16 protein-coding genes are annotated in these 19,072 nt (G+C 73.0%); 10 read left to right on the top strand and 6 right to left on the bottom strand.

Translation table 11 applies throughout. The features are described from left to right. Window positions 1-151: 151 nt before the first annotated feature. A complete protein-coding gene (locus QMG39_RS09660; protein ID WP_281884441.1) occupies window positions 152-541 on the bottom strand; it encodes a DUF4190 domain-containing protein in 390 nt (129 codons plus the stop codon). Between the two features lie 131 nt (window positions 542-672). On the opposite strand from QMG39_RS09660, the gene QMG39_RS09655 reads away from it, so the two are divergent. Continuing rightward, on the top strand, window positions 673-2,577 hold the full coding sequence (locus tag QMG39_RS09655) for a DUF2207 domain-containing protein (RefSeq protein ID WP_281884439.1): 1,905 nt from the start codon (window positions 673-675) through the stop codon (window positions 2,575-2,577). 75 nt (window positions 2,578-2,652) lie between these two features. Here QMG39_RS09655 and QMG39_RS09650 read toward each other — a convergent pair whose 3' ends face one another. Beyond that, window positions 2,653-3,273, bottom strand: a complete 621-nt coding sequence (locus tag QMG39_RS09650) for a TetR/AcrR family transcriptional regulator (RefSeq protein WP_281884437.1) — start codon at window positions 3,271-3,273, stop codon at window positions 2,653-2,655. A 173-nt stretch (window positions 3,274-3,446) separates the two neighbouring features. Beyond that, complete coding sequence (locus QMG39_RS09645) at window positions 3,447-4,187, bottom strand: glucose 1-dehydrogenase (protein ID WP_281884436.1); 741 nt, start codon at window positions 4,185-4,187, stop codon at window positions 3,447-3,449. 191 nt (window positions 4,188-4,378) lie between these two features. Here QMG39_RS09645 and QMG39_RS09640 point away from each other — a divergent pair, with 191 nt between their 5' ends. Beyond that, on the top strand, window positions 4,379-4,810 hold the full coding sequence (locus tag QMG39_RS09640) for a pyridoxamine 5'-phosphate oxidase family protein (protein ID WP_281884433.1): 432 nt from the start codon (window positions 4,379-4,381) through the stop codon (window positions 4,808-4,810). A gap of 172 nt (window positions 4,811-4,982) precedes the next feature. Further along, entirely contained in the window at window positions 4,983-6,584 is a 1,602-nt protein-coding gene (locus tag QMG39_RS09635; RefSeq protein ID WP_281884431.1) for a Na+/H+ antiporter NhaC family protein, read from the top strand. Window positions 6,585-6,594: 10 nt separating this feature from the next. Here QMG39_RS09635 and QMG39_RS09630 read toward each other — a convergent pair whose 3' ends face one another. Then, window positions 6,595-7,554 carry a PfkB family carbohydrate kinase gene (locus QMG39_RS09630; RefSeq protein ID WP_281884429.1) on the bottom strand — a complete coding sequence of 320 codons (960 nt, stop codon included), beginning with the start codon at window positions 7,552-7,554 and terminating at the stop codon, window positions 6,595-6,597. A gap of 45 nt (window positions 7,555-7,599) precedes the next feature. Between QMG39_RS09630 and QMG39_RS09625 the strand changes: the two genes are divergently transcribed. The 3 genes from QMG39_RS09625 to QMG39_RS09615 all read left to right on the top strand — a co-directional run bounded on the left by QMG39_RS09625 (window position 7,600) and on the right by QMG39_RS09615 (window position 10,655). Beyond that, entirely contained in the window at window positions 7,600-8,547 is a 948-nt protein-coding gene (locus tag QMG39_RS09625; RefSeq protein ID WP_281884427.1) for a PLP-dependent cysteine synthase family protein, read from the top strand. Between the two features lie 42 nt (window positions 8,548-8,589). After that, a complete protein-coding gene (locus tag QMG39_RS09620; RefSeq protein ID WP_281884425.1) occupies window positions 8,590-9,630 on the top strand; it encodes an FUSC family protein in 1,041 nt (346 codons plus the stop codon). A gap of 185 nt (window positions 9,631-9,815) precedes the next feature. Next, the gene (locus QMG39_RS09615; RefSeq protein ID WP_281884423.1) at window positions 9,816-10,655 is read left to right on the top strand and encodes a hypothetical protein; all 840 of its coding nucleotides are present in this window, start codon (window positions 9,816-9,818) and stop codon (window positions 10,653-10,655) included. 88 nt (window positions 10,656-10,743) lie between these two features. Here the strand turns inward: QMG39_RS09615 and QMG39_RS09610 are convergent, their stop codons facing one another. Continuing rightward, window positions 10,744-11,718 (bottom strand): DUF2332 domain-containing protein, encoded by a 975-nt coding sequence (locus QMG39_RS09610; RefSeq protein ID WP_281884422.1) that lies wholly within the window; start codon window positions 11,716-11,718, stop codon window positions 10,744-10,746. Window positions 11,719-12,051: 333 nt separating this feature from the next. Here QMG39_RS09610 and QMG39_RS09605 point away from each other — a divergent pair, with 333 nt between their 5' ends. Beyond that, a complete protein-coding gene (locus tag QMG39_RS09605) occupies window positions 12,052-12,969 on the top strand; it encodes a TspO/MBR family protein (RefSeq protein WP_281884420.1) in 918 nt (305 codons plus the stop codon). A gap of 269 nt (window positions 12,970-13,238) precedes the next feature. Beyond that, complete coding sequence (locus tag QMG39_RS09600) at window positions 13,239-16,004, top strand: cation-translocating P-type ATPase (RefSeq protein ID WP_281884418.1); 2,766 nt, start codon at window positions 13,239-13,241, stop codon at window positions 16,002-16,004. A 78-nt stretch (window positions 16,005-16,082) separates the two neighbouring features. On the opposite strand, the gene QMG39_RS09595 is transcribed toward QMG39_RS09600, so the two are convergent. Continuing rightward, a complete protein-coding gene (locus tag QMG39_RS09595; RefSeq protein ID WP_281884416.1) occupies window positions 16,083-16,337 on the bottom strand; it encodes a hypothetical protein in 255 nt (84 codons plus the stop codon). Between the two features lie 121 nt (window positions 16,338-16,458). Here QMG39_RS09595 and QMG39_RS09590 point away from each other — a divergent pair, with 121 nt between their 5' ends. Both QMG39_RS09590 and QMG39_RS09585 read left to right on the top strand, forming a co-directional pair. After that, the gene (locus tag QMG39_RS09590; RefSeq protein WP_281884414.1) at window positions 16,459-18,027 is read left to right on the top strand and encodes a molybdopterin-dependent oxidoreductase; all 1,569 of its coding nucleotides are present in this window, start codon (window positions 16,459-16,461) and stop codon (window positions 18,025-18,027) included. Window positions 18,028-18,077: 50 nt separating this feature from the next. Beyond that, window positions 18,078-19,040, top strand: a complete 963-nt coding sequence (locus QMG39_RS09585) for a phosphotransferase family protein (RefSeq protein ID WP_281884412.1) — start codon at window positions 18,078-18,080, stop codon at window positions 19,038-19,040. Window positions 19,041-19,072 lie beyond the last annotated feature (32 nt).

Here is a 19,072-nt window from a genome sequence, read left to right as displayed (position 1 = left end):
CTGGCGACGCTGAGTCGGGCCGGCGGGACGAAGCCGGCGCCGCTGAGTCGGGCCGGCGGGACGAAGCCGGCGCCGCTGAGTCGGGCCGGCGGGACGAAGCCGGCGCCGCTGAGTCGGGCAGGCGGGACGAAGCCGGCGCCGCTGAGCCGGGCTACCAGATCGTGCCGGCGCCGGTGAAGATCGACGCGAACGCGAGCGTGCCGAGCACGAGGCCGGCGATGGCGATTCCCAGGCCGGTGCCCCCGACGCGGTTCGCGCGCACGATGCCGAGGATGCCGAAGATGATCGCGAGGAGGTCGGGCACGGCCCCGAGGATCAGCCCGATGAAGAACGGGATCCACGTCGTGAGGAAGCCCCAGATGCCGAGCACGAGCGCGGCGATCGCGAAGCCGTTGCCGGCGACCGTCTCCCGCGGCGGCGTCCAGTCCGACGGCACGGCCTGGTAGGAGCCCCACTCGCTGCCGCTCCACCAGCGCTGCCGGCCCGTGCCGGGCTCGGTGTACCACCCCGCGGCGGGTCCGCCGCCCGTCTCGTCCGCCATGCTCGCACCCCGTTCTCGTACTGCTTCGATTCTGGCGGATGCCGCGCTCGCGCGTCGCGCCGCCCGCACTCGGCCGCCTCGCCCGGGGAGAACCCCGATGCGCGCGGGCGGCGAACTGCCAGACTCGAGACATGCAGCTTCGAGGCATCCGACTGCCCCTCCGCTTCTCAACCGTCGCAACCGTCGCGTCCGCGCTGGCGTTGATCGTCGTCGGTGCGACGATCGCCGCATCGGGAGCAGCCGCCGCGCCCGTCCGACAGGCGCCCGCGGGCGTCGAGGACTTCACGTTCGACTCGTTCACGGCCGACTACGCGCTGAGCCGCGACGCCGACGGCCACGCGGTGCTCGACGTGACCGAGACGATCGTCGCTCGCTTCCCGGACTTCAACCAGAACCGCGGCATCATCCGCAGCCTCGTCGACACCTACGACGGCGTCGACCTGCGCACCGAGCAGATCATCGTGACCGACGAGTCGGGCGCGCCCGTCGCCGCCGAGGCCACCCGCAGCGACGGCTACATCGACCTCGCGCTCGGCACCGACGAGTTCGTGCGGGGCGTGCAGACCTACGTGATCAGCTACCGCCAGCACGACGTGGTCGGCACCTTCGGCGACACCGGCGTCGACGAGTTCTACTGGGACGTCAACGGCACCGGCTGGCCGCAGCCGTTCGGCACGGTGGCGATGCACCTCGTCGTCGACCCCGCGCTGACCGACGCGCTCACGGGCGCGGCGGCCTGCTACCGGGGCGTGCAGGGCAGTGACGTGCAGTGCGAGATCGAGTCGGATGCCGCTGCGGGAACCTTCGACGTCAGCGAGACCGACCTCGGGCCGTACTCCGGCGTGACCGTGGCGATCGCGTTCGACAAGGGCACGTTCGTGGTGCCAGAGCGGGCGCGCGACAGTGTGTGGTTCACGTGGCTTCCCGGCATCCTCGCGGGCCTCGTGCTCGTGCTGCTGATCGTGATGCTCGTCGTGCGCATCGCGCGCTGGCGCGACCACCCCGGCCGCGGCATCATCGTGCCCGAGTACAGCCCGCCGCAGGGCGTCGACCCGATCCTCGGCGCGAACATCATCGGGCGGCAGAACCAGGGGCTGCAGGCGCAGATCCTGCGGCTCGCCCTGAACGACCACATCCAGTTCGTCGAGGTCTCGGGCGGCACCGACTGGCGCGGGCGGGAGACGAAGGACCTGCACGCCGAACTTCTCGACGTGCCGCAGGCGATGGAGCCGCGCGACCTGCGACTGCTGATGGCGATGTTCCCGACTATGCAGCCGGGCGCGCGGCGCGAGATCGACAAGAAGATGGAGCTCTCGGAGGCGCGGGCGCTCGTGGCGGTCGATGACGACGCCCCGGCCGAGGCGCTGCGGCGGGGGCTGCGCGTGAAGCCGCCGCGCGGGCCGATGGGCTGGCTCTCGGGCGTGGAGCTGATCAGCTCGATGCTGCTCTGGGTCGTGTTCGTGATCGGCATGTTCACCGAGGTCGCGACGATCTGGGTGATCGGCGGGTTCATCGTCGGCGTGCTCGGGTTCATCTTCGGCCTGATGATCGCCAACCGCCCGGCCGTGCTCACCGAGCTCGGCGCCGCGCTGCGCGACCACCTCCTGGGGCTCCGCGATTACATGCAGCTCGCCGAACGCGACCGCATGCGCGTGCTCCAGGGCGTCGAGACCGCCGAGCGGCGACCGATCGCCTCGGAGGCCGACCGCGGCAGGGCGGCGGCGACGGATGCCGCCGAGCGCGTGCACCTCTACGAGGACCTGCTCCCGTGGGCGCAGTTGTGGGGCATCGAGGACTCGTGGGCGCGCGAGCTCGACACGCTCGTGCGCGAGGTCGACGACGACCGCATCCGCTGGCGCCGCCACCGGCACGTGCCGTACGCGGCGCTCATCGCGATGAACGTCGCCGGATCGCACGCGATGCAGTCGGCCGCCGCGGCGCGCGTGGCCGCGGCCTCGTCGAGCTCGGGCGGCGGCTCGGGCGGCGGCGGGTTCTCCGGCGGGGGCGGCGGCGGCGGTGGCGGCGGCGGCCGCTGACCTCGTCGATTCGCGAGACCCGTCAGAAACCTGCGTTCCCAGCGCTGGAAGCGCGGGATTTCGACGGGTCTGGAGTCAGTCGTCGGTGGGGTGCGGCCACCACGACGGGAGCAGCGCGGTGAAGCGCGCCGTCGCCGCGGCGATGTCGTCGTCGTCGCCGAGCGCCCAGGTCTCCATCGCGCCGACGAGCCCGCCCGCGATGTACGCGGCGGCCTCCTCCTGCGCGCCCGGGTCGCTCGGGGCGCCGGGAACGCCGCGCTCGGCCCAGACCTGCACCGCGAGCAGTGCACGGTGGCGGATCCGCACGTCGAGCACCGAGTGGAAGAGCCAGCGCGAGCGGGAGGTCAGCAGCCCCCGGTAGCCCGTGCGCTCGGACGCGACGTGCTCGAGCAGCGCGTGCAGCGACTCCTCGTACCGCGCGGCCACCTGCTGCGGGTCGCCCTCCGACGGGTCGACGTCGACGATCGAGATCGTGTCGAACTCGTATCCGTACTGCTCGATCGCGAAGTCCTGCACGCTCTCGTTGTGGCCGTAGAACGTCGTGCGGTGCACGCCGGCTTCGCGGCAGAGCGCGGTGACGCTGATCTCGTCGAGCGCCGTGGTGGCGAGCAAACGGCTCAGCGCGTCCACCATCGCCTTCCGGGTGCGCTCGGCACGCGGATCGAGGCCCGGGGAACCCGGCGTGCTCGTCGTCACCCGCTCAGCCTAGCCGGAGGGGTGACACCGGTTGGGCAGTGGTCGCCCTGAGGCGCGGGAGCGCGCGCGGCGGTAGGGCGAGGCGAGCGGATGCCGCGGGGCGGGCGAGACGACGGTTGCCCCGGAGCGGCGCGCGGCGAGCGCGTCGGTGGCCCCGGGGCATCCGCTCGCCCTCAGTCGGCGTAGTGCGCGAGGCCCGCGGTCTCGCCGCCGTCGGCGACGAACTCGGCGCCGGTCGAGAAGCTCGACTCGTCGCTCGCGAGGAAGAGGATGAGGTTCGACAGCTCGATCGGCTCGCCCACGCGGTGCAGGGCGACGTGGCTCTGCGGGGTCTCGAGCTCGGCGGTCATGGGGGTGCGGATCACGCCCGGGTGCACGGAGTTCACGCGGATGTTGTACCGGCCGAGGTCGAGGGCGGCGTTCTTGGTGAGGCCGCGCACGCCGTACTTCGCGGCGTTGTAGCCGGGCAGCGCCTCGTAGCCCTGGAGGCCGGCGGTCGAGGAGACGTTGACGATCGAGCCGGCGCCCGACTCCTTCAGCGCCGGGATGGCGGCCTTGATGCCGTAGAAGACGCCGGTGAGGTTGATCCTCAGGATCAGGTCCCACGCGTCGAGCGTGTACTCCTCGATCGGCCCGAAGTTCGCGATGCCCGCGTTGTTCACGACGATGTCGAGCCGGCCGAACGCCTCGACCGCTGCAGCGACGGCCGCCTCCCACTGGGCGTAGTCGGTCACGTCGAGGTGCACGTACCTCGCCGCGTCGCCGAGCTCGCCGGCGAGGGTCGCGCCGTCCTCGTCGAGGATGTCGCCGATCACCACCTTCGCGCCCTCGGCGACGTGCAGGCGGGCGTGCGACGCCCCCATGCCCCGGGCTCCGCCGCTGATGAGTGCGACCTTTCCACTGACGCGTGCCATGTCTACCTTCCTGAATGCGGATCCCAGGGGTCGGTCGACCCCGGGCTGGCGGGGGTCGGCATCGCGAAGGGTGTCGACCTCATCGTCGTCATCTACACTACACCTGTTGAATAGAGGGCGGATGCCCCGCCGCACCCGGCTGCCACCGTCGCCACCGTTGACACCGCCAGCCAGCCTGCGAGGATGGCCCCATGGACGATGCGACGACCCTGATGACCTCACTCTCCGAGCAGGAGTGCTGGGTGCGACTGCGCAACAACGAGATGGGCCGGCTCGCGGTGGCCGTCGACGGCCGACCCGACATCTTCCCCGTGAACTACTTCGCGAGCGGCAGCTCGATCCTGTTCCGCACGGCGGGCGGCACGAAGTTCGATGACGTGACGGTGAACCACGCCGTCGCCTTCGAGGTCGACCACTTCGACCAGGACGGCGGCTGGAGCATCGTCGTGCGAGGCACCGCCAAGCCGCTCACGACGCCGGCCGAGATCGCCGACGCGGAGTCGGCGCCCCTGAAGCCGTGGATCCCGACCGACAAGCCGAACTTCGTGCGCATCGACGTCGAGGTCGTGACCGGCCGCGCGGTCGTCTTCGCGCTCGACCCGCGGCACGAGGGCACGCTCTAGGCGCTTCGCCGGCACTGCGGGCGCGACCGAGTACGCGAACTGCGGGAACGCGCCGCGGATTCCCGCAGTCTGCGTACGCAGTCCCGCTCCGGCGGTCCCACCGCGCGTCCGCCGGGCGTTGACGGGCCGCGCGCGCGGCTCCTAGGGTCGGAGCACACGGGAGGGGGACCCGATGCTCGAGACGGCACCCTGGTTGACGCTGGTTCCGCCGGTGATCGCGATCGCGCTGGCGATCATCACCAAGAAGGTCATGCTGAGCCTCGGGGCGGGGGTGCTCACGGCCGCGCTGCTCATCGCGGCGTTCAACCCGCTCGAGACGCTGCGACTGGTCTGGGAGGCGTTCGCCGGCATCTTCTGGGTCGACGGCGGCGTGAACACCTGGTACGTCTACATCCTGGTCTTCACGCTGGCGCTCGGCGTCATCGCCGCGTTCATCATGATGTCGGGCGGCACGAAGGCGTTCGCCGACTGGGCGGTCGAACGCATCAAGACCCGCCGGGGCGGCATGTTCCTGCCGGCGATCCTCGGCATCGTCATCTTCATCGACGACTACTTCAACGCCCTCGCCGTCGGGCAGATCAGCCGCCCGGTGACCGACGAGCACCGCATCTCGCGCGCGAAGCTCGCGTACATCGTCGACTCGACGTCGGCCCCGGTCGCGGTGCTCGCCCCGTTCTCGAGCTGGGGCGCGTACATCATGGGCATCCTCACCCCCATCGTCGCCGCGTCCGCGCTCACCCTGAGCAGCGTGCAGGCCTTCCTCGGCGCCGCGGCGGCCAACTACTACGCGATCGCCGCGGCGGTGCTCGTCTGGCTCGTCATCGTCTTCAAGGCCGACATCGGCCCGATGCGACGCGAGGAGCTGCGGGCCATCACCGAGGGCCGGCCCTACGCCGAGGGCGAGGTCGTGCCGGGGCACCTGAGCGAGGACCTCCCCGTGCACGAGCCGGGCGCGAAGCGCGCGCTGGTCGTGCCGTTCGTCGCGCTCGTCGTCGGCGTCTTCACCGGCATCGTCTGGACCGGCGTGAGCGCCGGCGGCTCGTGGAACGTCGTCGACATCCTCGCGTCGACCGACACCAGCGCCGCGCTCATCTTCGGCGGCGCGCTCGGCCTGGCCGTCGCGCTGTACTACTACTTCCGCTACACCACGGCGAACCCGAAGTTCGCCTGGAACACCTTCGGTCGCGGCTGGTGGGAGGGCATCAAGTCGATGATGCCCGCGGTCGGCATCCTGATCCTCGCCTGGATGCTCGGCGGCCTCATCGACGCGCTCGGCACCGGGGTCTTCCTCGGCGAGCTCGTCGAGTCGTCGAACCTGTCGCCGGCGTGGCTGATCCCGATCGTGTTCGTGCTCGCCGCGGCGATGGCGTTCTCGACCGGCACCTCGTGGGGCTCGTTCGGCCTGCTGCTCCCGATCGCGGGCGGGATCGTCAACGCGGTGGATGCCCCTGAGCTGCTGCTCCCGATGCTCGGCGCCGTGCTGGCGGGCGCGGTCGCGGGCGACCACAGCTCGCCGATCTCCGACACGACGATCCTGTCGTCCACGGGCGCCGGGTCGAACGTGATCACGCACGTCGTCACGCAGTTGCCCTTCGTCGGCATCGCGGGCGGCTCGGCGATCGTCGGCTACGTCGTGCTCGCGGCCACCGACCTCACCTGGCTCGGCCTCGTGGTGACGCTCGTCGTGCTCGCGGGCTGCGTGTTCCTGGTTCGACTCGTGCGCAAGCCGGTCGAGGTCGAGGCGGAACTCGCCGAGCCGGCGACCTCGGAGTAGCCCGGGGCGGTCACCAGGGGCTGGTGCACGCGGCCGCGTCGAGGCACTCCTGCACGGTCGCGGCATCCAGCGCGTGCTCGAGCTCGCGCGCGGTCGGCAGGTCGGCGCCCACGCGCCCGACCGTGATCGACGCGGCCGTCGCGGCGCGCTTGCCGAGGCGCGCGAGGGCGTCGTGGTCGAGCGTCGCCGGCGCGGCATCCGTCGCCAGCAGCCCCGCGATGAGCGCGGCCATGAACGTGTCCCCCGCGCCCACCGTGTCGCGCACCTCCACCGGCACTGCGGGCACCACGGCGGATGCCTCGGAGTTCGCGACCACCGCGCCGTCTCCGCCGAGCGTGACGGCCACGATCCCGGCCCCAGCGCCGAGCAGCTCCGCCACCACGACGTCGATCGCGCGGCCGGGGTAGAGCCACGCGGCATCCTCGTCGCTCAGCTTCACGACGTCGCACGCGGCAGCGAGCGACTCGACCTCGGCGCGCACCGCGTCGGGCTCGCCGAGCAGCGCCGGCCGCACGTTCGGGTCGAACGTGACGAGTGCGCGACCCGCGGCGGCCGCGACCGCCTCGCGCACGCGGTCGGCGCCGGGGGAGAGGAACGCGGCGATCGACCCGGTGTGCAGCACTCGCTCGCCGGCGAGCGCGGGTGCGCCGGGCAGCTCCCACGCGATGTCGAAGTCGTAGGTCGCCGACCCGTCGGCGGCGATCGTCGCCCGCGCGACCGCGGTGCGCTCGAGGCCCCAGGAGGCGTCGTCGATGACCACGCCGGATGCCCCGAGGTGCGCCGCGATCGCCTCCCCGAACGCGTCGTGCGCCAGCGCCGTCGCGAGCCTCGCGCCCACGCCCAGCCGCGCGAGGCCGAGCGCCACGTTCGCGGGCGAGCCGCCCGGCGCATCCGTCTCGGTGCCCTCGGCATCGACGACGACGTCCATGATCGACTCGCCGACCACCAGCACCTGTGCTTCCGGGCTCATGCCGTGAGCCTACCCGCGATAGCCTGCACGCACGGGGGTGCGCACATGGGCGATCCAGGCGGCAGCGGGCGCGTCACGGGCGGGCTCGCGGCGATCGGCCGCACGCCGCTCGTGCGGCTCGAGCACTTGGTGCCCCACGGCGCCGCCGAGGTGTGGGTGAAGGTCGAGGGCGCGAACCCGACCGGGTCGTACAAGGACCGCATGGCCGTCGCGGTGCTGACCGGCGCGCTCGAGCGCGGCGACGTCGAGCCGGGCGACACCGTGGTCGAGTACACGGGCGGTTCGACCGGCACCGCCCTCGCGTTCGTCGCCGGCGTGCTCGGGCTGCGGTTCACCGCGGTCTTCTCCGACGCGTTCTCCGACAGCAAGCGGCAGGCGATGGAGGCGTTCGGCGCGACCGTGCTGGTCGAGCCGAGCGGCGACGGCACCATCACCACGGAGCTGATCGACCGGATGCGGCAGCGCGCCCACGCCCTCGCCGAGGCGCCGCACGCCTACTACGCCGACCAGTTCGGCTCCCCCGACGTGCCGCGCGGGTACGCGACGATGGGCGCCGAGATCGCCGAGCAGCTGCCCGGCGGCCCGGACGTGCTCTGCGTCGCCGTCGGCACGGGCGGTGCGCTCATGGGCACGCTCGCCGGGCTCCGGGCATCCGGTGCCGACCCTGCCGTGGTCGCGGTCGAGCCCGCCGAGTCGGCGTTGCTCACGACCGGCGTCCCGGGCGCGCACCGGGTGGAGGGCGTGGCCGTCTCGGTCGACCCGCCGTTCCTCGACCGGACGGTGCTGCGCGAGGTGCGCGCGATCGAGCAGGACCGCGCGTTCGAGATGTGCCGCACCCTCGCCCGCACCGAGGGCGTGTTCGGCGGCGGTTCGACGGGGCTCAACGTGTGCGCGGCGATCGACGAGGCCGTCGCGCTCGGCCCCGGGCACCGCGTCGTGACGATCGCCTGCGACTCGGGGCTCAAGTACCTCGGCGGGCACATCTACTCCTGACGTCGCCGCGGCCCGCGGCACCTCGGGCGCTACCGTGGAGCCATGCGCCTCGCCGGCGGGTTCCGAGCGACGCGGCGACTGCCCGTGCTGCAGGTCGCCAAGTCGATCGCGGCCACGATCGCGGCCTGGCTGGTCGGCGCCTGGCTCTTCCCGGGCACGCCCCCGATCTTCGCGGCCATCGCCGCCCTGCTCGTCGTGCAGCCGAGCGTCAACCAGTCGCTCGGCAAGGGCATCGAGCGCAGCGTCGGCGTGCTCGTCGGCGTCATCCTGGCGTCGGTGCTCGGGCTGCTGCTGGGCCCCGACGCCTGGGTCGTGCTGCTCGCGATCGTCGCCGCGAGCCTCACCTCGTGGGGGCTGAAGCTCACGTCGGGCACGTCGAACCAGGTCGCGATCAGCGCGATGCTCGTGCTGGCGCTCGGTCAGTCGACCCCGGAGTACGCGCTCGACCGCGTGCTCGAGACGGTGCTCGGCGCGTTCATCGGCATCGTCGTCAACGCCCTGATCGTGCCGCCCGTGCTCGTCGAGCCGGCCCGCCGCGCCGTGGTCGACCTCGGCCTCGAGATCGCCGCGACCATGGACCGCCTCGCGCGCGGCCTCGCCACCCCGCAGTCGCCGGGCGAGGTCTCGGGCATCATCATCGAGGCCCGCCTGCTCAGGCCGATGACGGATGCCGCGCACGAGGCGCTCGACGACGCGCGCGAGTCGCTCGCGCTGAACCCCCGCCGCCAGTCGCACCGGCGCGAGCTCGAGCAGCTCGAGGCGCTCGTCGAGCGCCTCCGCCCCATCACGACGCAGCTCATCGGCATGACCCGCGCGTTCTCCGACCACTACGACCAGTCGCTGCACGACGAGCCCTCGGTGCGCTCGATCTGCGAGGAGCTCGCGCGCGCCGCGCACGACGTGCGCCTGCTCGTGCGCCCCGCGGAGCGCGAGCCCGAGCCGATGACCACCGAGATCCCGGTGCTGACGGCGCCGCTCTCGCTCGCGCCGCCGCGCTCGTCGCACTGGGTGCTGATCGGCTCGCTCATGGAGGACCTGCGGCGCATCCACGAGGGGATCGTGGGGGAGGGCGACGAGGGCTGAGCGGCATCCGCCCGCCCGCTCGCCGGTCATCGAGTCGTCACGAACTGCCGCAAACCGGTCCGGCATTCCGACACTTCGTGACCATTCGCGGTGCAGGTCGGTACGCCGGGGCGGCCCTCCACAGGGGGAACGGAGGCGGGTTCCCCACGCCGTACGCTCGACCGACACCCCACCGAGAGGACGCCGTGAGCGAGCAGACCGACGACCCGACCACCCCGGCCGCGGAGCAGCCGGAAGCTCCTGAGGGGCCGCCCGCGACAGCCGCAACCGCCACGGCCACGCTTCCCGAGGTGGAGACGCCCGCAGCGGACGCGCCCGAAGGCGCGGCGCCGGCAGGCGAGACGCCGGCAGGCGAGCCGGAAGCGGCTCCGGGCCCGGAGGCGAAGCGCGGCGTCGGCGCCCTCGCGATCATCGCCGCGATCGTCGGCCTGGTCGCGCTGGCCGGCGCGTTCGCCGTGCCGCTCGTCGGCCTGCTCGGCGCGGTCCCCGCGGTCGCGCTCGGCATCGTCGCCCTCGTGTTCGCCGTGAAGCGCGGGCGCCGCACCCTCGCGAAGGTGCTCGGCATCTCGGCCATCGTCACGGGCGCGCTCGCACTCATCGCGGGCGTGGTGATGACGGTCGTCTATGCACTGACGAACCCGATCATCCAGGCCGAGATCGAGGCGGCGCTGTCGGAACTCGACGAGACCTCGCAGGAGGCCCCGGCGCCCGTGGAGGAGCCCGTCGAGGAGCCGGTCGAGGAAGTCGTCGACGAGGGCTCGGACGGGGGCGAGGTCGTGGCGCTGGCAGAGGGCGAGTGGGAGATCGACCCGGCCGAGGTCGAGTACTTCGTCACGCTCGACTGGAACGACTACGCGGAGGCCGAGGGTGCACCGTGGCGCGCGACCGAGACCGACTGCGGCGACGCTCCGACGGTGCTCGAGGTCGGCGACTCGTACAACTGCGTGACCTACTTCGACGACGGCGACCGCATCAAGGTGCTGATCGAGCTCACCGAGGAGGGCTGGACCTGGTCCGCCCCCTGACCTGATCCCCCCGCCGAGTCGTCACGAACTGCCGCCATCCGCACTCGGATAGCGACAGTTCGTGACGACTCACGGATGGGCCGGCTGCTCAGGCGAGCCAGTCGAGCGACTGGCCGTGCGGGCCGGCGAGGGCGACCAGGTCGCCGTCGAGGGCGAGCGCGAACGTCGATGACCCTCCGGTGCCGTCGGGCTGCACGCCCGGCGTGACGCCCTGGCCCTCGATCGAGATCCAGTGCGTGCGGCCGCGCTCGGCGGCGAGGGAGCACACGTCGTCGGCGAACGCCGCCCGCTCGTCACGGCCGAGGTACACGATCGTGCCGGCGTGGAAGACCACGAGCGTGGCGTCGTCCGGGGCATCCGCCGCCACCTCGCGCAGCCGCTCGCGCCCGTCGCCCGCGACCAGCCGCACGGGTTCGCGCCGCGCCAGCTCGATCGCCCGCCGGATGCGCTCGCGCCGTTCGACCTGCTCGGGCCAGACGAGCGTCTCGAGCCAGCGCATGTCGTCGGCGTCGTCGACGCGGAGCGGGTTGAGGTCGAGCCCTGCGCGCCACACGATCTCGGGCAGCCGGTCGGGCAGGGGGACGGGCCCCGTCGTCGCGCACTCGAGCAGCACGTCCGACTCTCCGAGCACCGGATCGTCGTCGTAGCGGTACGCGTACCGATCGGGGTACAGGCAGAGCCCGGCGGACGCCCCCACCTCGAGCAGCGCGATCGGCCCCTCGATGGCCGCGAGCAGCGGCAGCAGCAGTGCGCAGCGGCGCGGCTCGTTGGTCTGCGTGGCGCGCTGCAGCGCGGCATCCGCCACCGCCGGCCAGTTCGCGAGCAGCCACTCGCGCCAGGGCGCGTACTCCCCCTCGGGCGCGCCGAGCAGGCGCGAGCACGCGAAGACGAGGTTCGGCTGCTGCTTCGGCCGTGGCAGCTCGCGGATCAGGTCGAGCACCTCGTCGTCGCCGGCGACGCCCGTCGCCCACGCCTCGTAGATCGCCGACTGCCCGCGCGCCTCGTTCACGGCGAACCGGGTGTACCAGTCGCGCGTGACGTCCCCGGTCTGCTGCACCTGCACCCGCCGAGTCTACGGATGCCGCGGGGCGACCCGACCCGTCGCCCTCGCCCTCGCCGTCGCCCTCGCAGTCGCCTCCTCGCCCCGTCCCCCCTCGCCCGTCGCCCCTCGCCCTCCCGCCCCGCGCCGTGTAGCGAGAACATGCAGATCTGACACGTGGCGGCGAATACATGCAGACACGCCCCCGTGTTCCGCGCCGTTGCATGTATTCGCGACACGACGGTGCATCCGAACGGGCGCGTCCGTCTGAACCCTGGGTGAGCGGCGCCGAACGCGCCGCGCATCCTCCCGCCCCGACCGGCGGCGAGGCCTACCGTGAGCACAGGAGGCAGCGACATGTCCGCATCCCACGAGACCACGGCGCGATCGACGACGAACGCCACCGCGAACGACGCGACCGCGCCCGACCGCCCGACGGCAGCGCAGGCGACGGATGCCCCCGAGGCATCCGCCCGCTCCACCGCACCGAACGACCTGGCCCGCCAGCTCACCGTCGCCGTGAGCGCCGTGCTCGCGATCGTCGGCTCGTTCATCGGCTCCGGCGCCGCCGGCGGCACCCCGATCCAGGACGCCGCGGGCGGCGCGCTCGCCGCCGACGCCACGCCCATCGCCCCGGGCACGGGCGCGTTCTCGATCTGGTCGGTCATCTACGCGGGCCTCCTCGCCTACGCCGTCTGGCAGTTCCTGCCCGCGCAGCGCAGCGCCGAGCGCCACCGCCGGGTCGGCTACCCGGTCGCGGCGTCGCTGCTGCTGAACGCCGCGTGGATCCTGTCGATCCAGTTCGACGTGCTCTGGCTCAGCATCCCGGTCATCGCCGTGCTGCTCGGCGTGCTCGTGGTCGCGTTCCTCACCCTGCTGCGCTGGCGGCCGGCGAACCCGCTCGACGCGTTCCTCACCGACGGCACGGTCGGCCTCTACCTCGGCTGGGTCGCCATCGCGACGGCCGCGAACGTGACCGCCGGGCTGGTCGCCGCGGGGTTCGACGGCTGGGGCATCGGGGCGGATGCCTGGGCCGTCGTCGTGCTCGCCGTCGCGGGTCTCGTGGGCGTCGCGATCGCCGTGCGCGGGGGCGGGCGCATCGCGCCGACGCTGTCGCTGTGCTGGGGACTCACCTGGGTCGCGATCGCGCGCCTCGACGGGAACCTGCTCTCGACGCCGGCCGCCGTCGCCGCGATCGTCGCGGTGGTCGTCGTGGTGATCGCGACGATCCTCGCCCGCGCGCGCCTCATGCTGCGCGGCGAGCAGCCGAGGTAGGGCGCCGCCCCGCGGCATCCGCTCGCCCCCGCCCGCCGCGTGACGCTGCCCGCTGCCCGCTGCCCGCTGCCCGCTGCCCGCCGCATCCGCTCGCCCCGTCGCCCCCTCCCTCCCGAGAACATGCAACGCCGCGCGACACGCCGCGCCGGTGCATGCTCCCGACGCGGACCCGCCGAATCTGCATGTTTTCGGGCGGCACGACGGGCGGTCACGTCCGCGCCGCGCGCCGCCTCACTAGGCTGGCGAGAGACGCGGGGAGGCGGAGCGGGATGACCGATTCAGCTGCAACGAGCACCACCGAGGCGACCGAGGAGGTGCCCGGTCCGACCTGGTGGAGTCTCACGGTCGATGAGGTGACGACGCGGCTGGGCGTCGACCCGGCCGACGGCCTGGCCGAGAGCGAGGTGAACGGGCGCCTCGCGGAGTACGGCGAGAACGCACTCGCATCCGCCCCGCAGCCGAGCTGGGTGCGCATCGCCCTGAAGCAGCTGTTCGAGCTCATGACGCTCATGCTCGTGATCGTCGCGATCGTGTCGCTCGTCATCGGGCAGGTCTCGACCGCGATCATCGTGGGCATCCTGGTGCTCTACAACGTCTGGCGCGGCACGAGCCAGGAGCTCAAGGCCAAGCGCAGCGTCGACGCGCTGTCGAAGCTGCAGGTGCCGCAGGCGCGCGTGGTGCGGGGCGGGGTGGTGCGGCTGGTCGACGCGACCGCGATCGTGCCCGGCGACGTGGTCGAGCTCGAGGCGGGCGACCTCGTGCCGGCCGACGGGCGCATCCTGCGGGCGGCGAACCTCGAGACCCAGGAGGCGGCGCTCACCGGCGAATCGCTGCCGATCCCGAAGGGCCCGACCGCGAACGACGCCGACACGGCCCTCGCCGACCGCACGTCGATGGTCTACCAGAACACGTCGATCACGCGCGGCACGGCCCGCATCATCGTCGTCGAGACGGGCATGCGCACCGAGGTCGGCCGCATCGCGAGCCTGCTCACGACCGTCGAGTCGGGGAAGTCGCCGCTCGGGCGCGAGCTCGACTCGCTCACGAAGGTGCTCGGCGTGATCGCGTGGTCGGCGGTCGCGATCATCATCGCGATCGGCCTGCTGCGCGGCCAGGAGCTCGACGAGCTGCTGTTCCTCGGCACGGCGGTGGCGATCTCGGCGATCCCGACCGGCCTGCCGGCGTTCGTGCAGAGCCTGCTCGGCTGGGGCGCGAACCGGCTCGCCGCGCAGCAGGCGATCGTCACGAGCCTGAACGACGTCGAGACGCTCGGCGCGACGAGCGCCATCTGCTCCGACAAGACCGGCACGCTCACCATGAACGAGATGACGGTGCGCACGGTGTGGTTCGGCGGCGCGCACCTGTCGGTCACGGGCGGCGGGTACTCGTTCGACGGGCGGGTGCTGACCCCCGCGGGCGACGAGGTGGAGGTGCGCCCGGGCAAGCTCGCGCAGGCGCTCGTGCTGCCCAACGACGCATCCGTCAGCGTCGACGGCGACGTGGTCGGCGACCCGACCGAGGCCGCGTTGGTCGTGCTCGCCGCGAAGCTCGGCATCGATGCCGACGAGTCGCGCCGAGCCCACCCGCGGCTCGCCGAGGTGCCGTTCGACTCCGACTACAAGTACATGGCCACGTTCCACCGCATGCAGGTGGGCGGCGAGCGCCACCTGGTCGAGTTCGTGAAGGGCGCACCCGACATCGTGCTCGGCCGCTGCGTCAGCATGGTGGGCGCCTCGGGCGAGATCGTGCCGGTCGATGCGGATGCCGCCACGGCGGCGCTCGAGGAGATGTCGGCGTCCGGCCTGCGCACCCTCGCGGTCGCGATGCGCATCCTCGACGAGTCCGACGAGGCGGCCATGCTGCGCGACCCGCAGGGCATGGTGCACGACCTGGTGCTCGCGGGCATCGTCGGCATCGTCGACCCGCTCCGCGCCGAGGCGAAGGACGCGGTCGCGCTCGCCCAGCGCGCCGGCATCGAGGTGCGCATGATCACGGGCGACCACGCGGTGACCGCCGGCGCGATCGGCGCCGAGCTCGGCCTCGGCCCGGGCGCCATCTCGGGCGCCGACCTGCGCAACCTGAACGACGCCCAGCTGAACTCGCGCCTCGGCCACCTGCACGTGTTCGGCCGCGTCACCCCGCAGGACAAGCTGCGCCTGGTCGGCATGCTGCAGTCGCAGGGCGAGGTGGTCGCCATGACCGGCGACGCCGTCAACGACGCCGCGGCGATCAAGCAGGCCGACATCGGCGTGGCGATGGGCTCGGGCTCGGAGGTCACCAAGCAGGCGGCGAAGCTCGTGCTCACCGACGACAACTTCTCGACGCTGGTGCACGCGGTCGAGCTCGGCCGCGTGGTCTACGACAAGATCGTCTCCTACCTGCGCTTCCAGATGTCGCAGTTGTTCTCGATGATCTTCCTGTTCCTCGCCGCGAGCGCGTTCGCGATCAACGACGGCGTCGCGATGTTCCCGGGCATGGTGCTGTTCCTGAACTTCTTCATCACGCTGTTCGCGGTGCTCGCGATCGCCGGCGACCCGACGCCGCCCGGCATCATGGACCGCCCGCCGCGCGATCCGAACAAGGGCATCACCAACCCGGCGTCACTCGTCGAGTGGCTGCTCTACGGGGTCACCATCTTCGTCGTCTCGCTCGTGCCGCTCGCCTGGGGGCCGGATGCCCCGAGCCCGACCGAGCCCAGCGCCTCGATGACCATGGTCTACATCGTCGTCGGGCTCGCCACGGTGCTGAGCGCGCTGCTCATGCGCCGCGCGCCCGAGTCGGGCCTGCTGCCGCCGATCTCGTCTGCCGCGAAGATGCTCGTCTGGCCGGTGCTGCTGCTCATCGTGACCACGGAGTTCGGGTTCCTGCAGAACGCGCTCGGCACCGTCTCGCTCACCGGGTGGCAGTGGCTCGAGTGCGTGGCGCTGCTGCTGCCGGTGCTCGCCGTGGTCGAGGCGCACAAGTGGTGGCTGCGCCGCCGGGCGCGAGCCGCGCGGGCGCCGAAGCCGGCGCGGCAGCCGGTGGTCACCGACTGAGCGGATGCCCTGGGCCGGCGCTCCCCCCGCCCGCGCGTCCGCGCCGGAGCAGGCGCCCGGCCCGCGGCATCCGCCCGATCAGTCTGCGAGCGCCCCGAGGTACTCGTCGGTGTCGACCCACTGCGCGTGGCACGACTTGCAGTGCCGGGTCGGCGCGAAGTCGGTGGGGAACCAGCCGCCGTGCACGACGGCGCCGTCGGCGATCGCCTCGTCGAGCACGTCGTCCGTGAGCCCGTAGACGACCTGCACCGTGCTGCCCGACCCGCAGTCGGGGCACGCGTCGCTGCCGGTCAGCGGCAGGTCGATCGACTCGGTCACGGGGCTCGTCTCCATGTGCCGCACGCTACGCCCGGCCGCCGACATCGCCCGCGCGCGACGCGCGAAATGTGACGAAGCGCTGACGATTCCGGCATCCGGCCCATCTGCGCCCCGCACGCGACCTAGCGTGGGGAGCATGGCCGACTCGCCGCGACGCCCCCTGCCCGGATGGCTGCTGTCCGGCGGTGCCGGCGTGGCCGCCGCACTGTTCGGCGCGGGCCTCGGCGAGCTCTCGGCCGCGCTCTTCGCGCAGGGCGGCAGCCCGTTCACCGTCATCGGCTCCTGGCTGGTCGACCTCGCGCCGCCGTGGGCGAAGGACACCGCGATCGCACTGTTCGGCACGAACAACAAGACCGCGCTGCTCGTCGGCATCGGCATCGTGCTCGCAAGCCTCGCGTTCGGCGCCGGCGTGCTCGAGTGGCGGCGCCCGCCGTTCGGCCGCGTGGTGCTCGTCGGGCTCGGCGTCGTCGGCTTCATCGCCGCGACATCGCGCGCGAACGCCACCCCGCTCGACTGGATCCCGTCGGCGATCGCGGCCGGCGCAGCGGCATCCGCCCTCGCCGTCGTGCTGAAGCGCCTCCCCGCACGCCCGCCCACCCGCGCGGATGCCCCGGACGAGGCCGACCGCGCCGTCGACATCGACCGGCGCCGCTTCCTCGGCTGGGCCGGCGGCGCGGCCGCCATCGGCGCCCTCGCCGCGCTCGGCGGCTACGCGATGCAGGCCGGTTCTCGGGCCGTGACCGCGGTGCGCGAGGCGATCTCACTGCCGACGCCGGCGACGCCCGCGCCGCCCATCCCGTCCGGTGCAGATCTGGGCATCAACGGTCTCGCACCCGTCGTCACGCCGAACGACCGCTTCTACCGCATCGACACCGCGCTGCGCGTGCCCGACCTCGAGCCCGCCGACTGGAGCCTGCGCATCCACGGCATGGTCGACCGCGAGGTCACGCTCACCTGGGACGAGCTCCTCGCCCTGCCGATGGTCGAGCACGCCGTGACGCTCGCGTGCGTGTCGAACGAGGTGGGCGGTTCGCTCATCGGCAACGCGGTGTGGCTCGGCGCGCCGATCCGCGACCTGCTCGCCGAGGCGGGCCCGTCCGCCGACGCCGACATGGTGCTCTCGCGCTCGGTCGACGGGTGGACGGCGAGCACGCCCATCGAGGCGCTGACCGACGACCGGCAGTCGCTGCTCGCGGTCGGCATGAACGGCGAGCCGCTGCCCGCCGAGCACGGCTTCCCGGTGCGCATGGTAGTGCCCGGGCTCTACGGGTACGTGTCGGCGACCAAGTGGGTGACCGAGCTGGAGGTCACGAGGTTCGATCGTGCGCAGGCGTACTGGACCCCGCGCGGCTGGTCGGAGCGCGGCCCGATCAAGCTGCACTCGCGCATCGACGTGCCGCGATACGGCTCGACGGTCTCGCCCGGCACGCAGGTCGCCGCGGGCGTCGCGTGGCACCAGCACACCGGCGTCGCGGGCGTCGAGGTGCAGGTCGACGACGGCCCGTGGGAGCAGGCCGAGCTCGCGACCGCGATCTCGGACGACACCTGGGTGCAGTGGCGCCACGAGTGGCAGGCCGAGCCCGGCTCGCGCGTGCTGCGGGTGCGTGCGACCGGCGCCGACGGCGAGGTGCAGACCGAGGAGCGCACGACGGTCGCGCCCGACGGGGCGACTGGTCACCACATCATCACGGTGCAGGTGGCCTGAGTTCTCCACCCGCGGCTCGCACCGGGCGACGGGGCCGATACCGTTGCGCCATGGCCGTGCACGGGTCGGGCAGGCGGATGCCCTGGGGCGAGGTGCCGCCGAGCCTGCGCGCCGCGGTGGACGACCTGCTCGGCTCCCCCGTGGTCGACGCCGTCAGCCAGCCCGCGGGGTTCTCGCCCGGGTCCGCCGACCGCGTCACGACGGCGGACGGCACGCGCGCGTTCGTGAAGACCGCCTCGACCGCGGTGAACGCGCAATCGGTCGAGTTGCACCGGCTGGAGGGGACGATCGCGGGCGCGATGCCCGACGGCATGCCCGTGCCGGCCGTGCGCGGGGTGGTAGATCGCGGCGACTGGATCGCGGTCGTGTTCGACGACGTCGAGGGGAGGCATCCGCACACCCCCTGGCGGCCCGACGAACTCGGGGCCGTGCTCGATGCGCTCGCGGAGCTCACCGCCGCACCCGCCCCGCCCGAGCTCGGCGCGCTGCTCGGCTCCGCGTCGGACGCGCTCGACGACAACCTGCGCAGCTGGGAGCGCCTCGCCGCCGACCCCTCGAGACTGCCCTCGCTGGCGCCCGACGACCACGAGTGGGTCACCGCCCGGATCGACGACCTCGCCGCGGCCGCGACGACCGCGATCGGCGAGGTCGGCGGCGACCGGCTCGTGCACCTCGACGTGCGCGCCGACAACCTGCTCGTCACCCCGTCGGGCGCGGTGGCGCTCGTCGACTGGCCGTGGGCCGCGCTCGGCGCGAGCTGGCTCGACGCGCTGGTGCTGCTCGTCAACGTGCGCCTGTACGACCCCGGCGCCGACGTCGAGGCGCTGCTCCGGGGGCATCCGGTGTTCGCGGGGCTCGACGACGGGGTCGCGAACCGCCTGCTCGTCGGCCTCACGGGCTACTTCCTCGAGGCCTCGACCGGCCCCGAGGTGCCGGAGATCCCGAACCTCCGGAAGTTCCAGCTCGACCAGGGCCTGGTGAGCCTCGCGCTGCTGCGCGAGCGCCTCCCCTGACCCGTCAAGAGCTGCGGAACGCGGGCCCAGAA

This window comes from Agromyces rhizosphaerae (assembly GCF_027925245.1).
Lineage (GTDB): Bacteria > Actinomycetota > Actinomycetes > Actinomycetales > Microbacteriaceae > Agromyces > Agromyces rhizosphaerae.
Note: the sequence above shows the minus strand (reverse complement) of the source record. Positions and strands in the feature narration are given on the sequence as shown.

What these genes read in the sequence shown, in the direction of transcription:
- QMG39_RS09660 (WP_281884441.1), bottom strand. Translation starts at nt 541, where the DNA reads ATGGCGGACGAGACGGGCGGCGGACCCGCCGCGGGGTGGTACACCGAG.
- QMG39_RS09655 (WP_281884439.1), top strand. Translation starts at nt 673, where the DNA reads ATGCAGCTTCGAGGCATCCGACTGCCCCTCCGCTTCTCAACCGTCGCA.
- QMG39_RS09645 (WP_281884436.1), bottom strand. Translation starts at nt 4,187, where the DNA reads ATGGCACGCGTCAGTGGAAAGGTCGCACTCATCAGCGGCGGAGCCCGG.
- QMG39_RS09640 (WP_281884433.1), top strand. Translation starts at nt 4,379, where the DNA reads ATGGACGATGCGACGACCCTGATGACCTCACTCTCCGAGCAGGAGTGC.
- QMG39_RS09635 (WP_281884431.1), top strand. Translation starts at nt 4,983, where the DNA reads ATGCTCGAGACGGCACCCTGGTTGACGCTGGTTCCGCCGGTGATCGCG.
- QMG39_RS09630 (WP_281884429.1), bottom strand. Translation starts at nt 7,554, where the DNA reads ATGAGCCCGGAAGCACAGGTGCTGGTGGTCGGCGAGTCGATCATGGAC.
- QMG39_RS09625 (WP_281884427.1), top strand. Translation starts at nt 7,600, where the DNA reads ATGGGCGATCCAGGCGGCAGCGGGCGCGTCACGGGCGGGCTCGCGGCG.
- QMG39_RS09620 (WP_281884425.1), top strand. Translation starts at nt 8,590, where the DNA reads ATGCGCCTCGCCGGCGGGTTCCGAGCGACGCGGCGACTGCCCGTGCTG.
- QMG39_RS09605 (WP_281884420.1), top strand. Translation starts at nt 12,052, where the DNA reads ATGTCCGCATCCCACGAGACCACGGCGCGATCGACGACGAACGCCACC.
- QMG39_RS09600 (WP_281884418.1), top strand. Translation starts at nt 13,239, where the DNA reads ATGACCGATTCAGCTGCAACGAGCACCACCGAGGCGACCGAGGAGGTG.
- QMG39_RS09595 (WP_281884416.1), bottom strand. Translation starts at nt 16,337, where the DNA reads ATGGAGACGAGCCCCGTGACCGAGTCGATCGACCTGCCGCTGACCGGC.
- QMG39_RS09590 (WP_281884414.1), top strand. Translation starts at nt 16,459, where the DNA reads ATGGCCGACTCGCCGCGACGCCCCCTGCCCGGATGGCTGCTGTCCGGC.
- QMG39_RS09585 (WP_281884412.1), top strand. Translation starts at nt 18,078, where the DNA reads ATGGCCGTGCACGGGTCGGGCAGGCGGATGCCCTGGGGCGAGGTGCCG.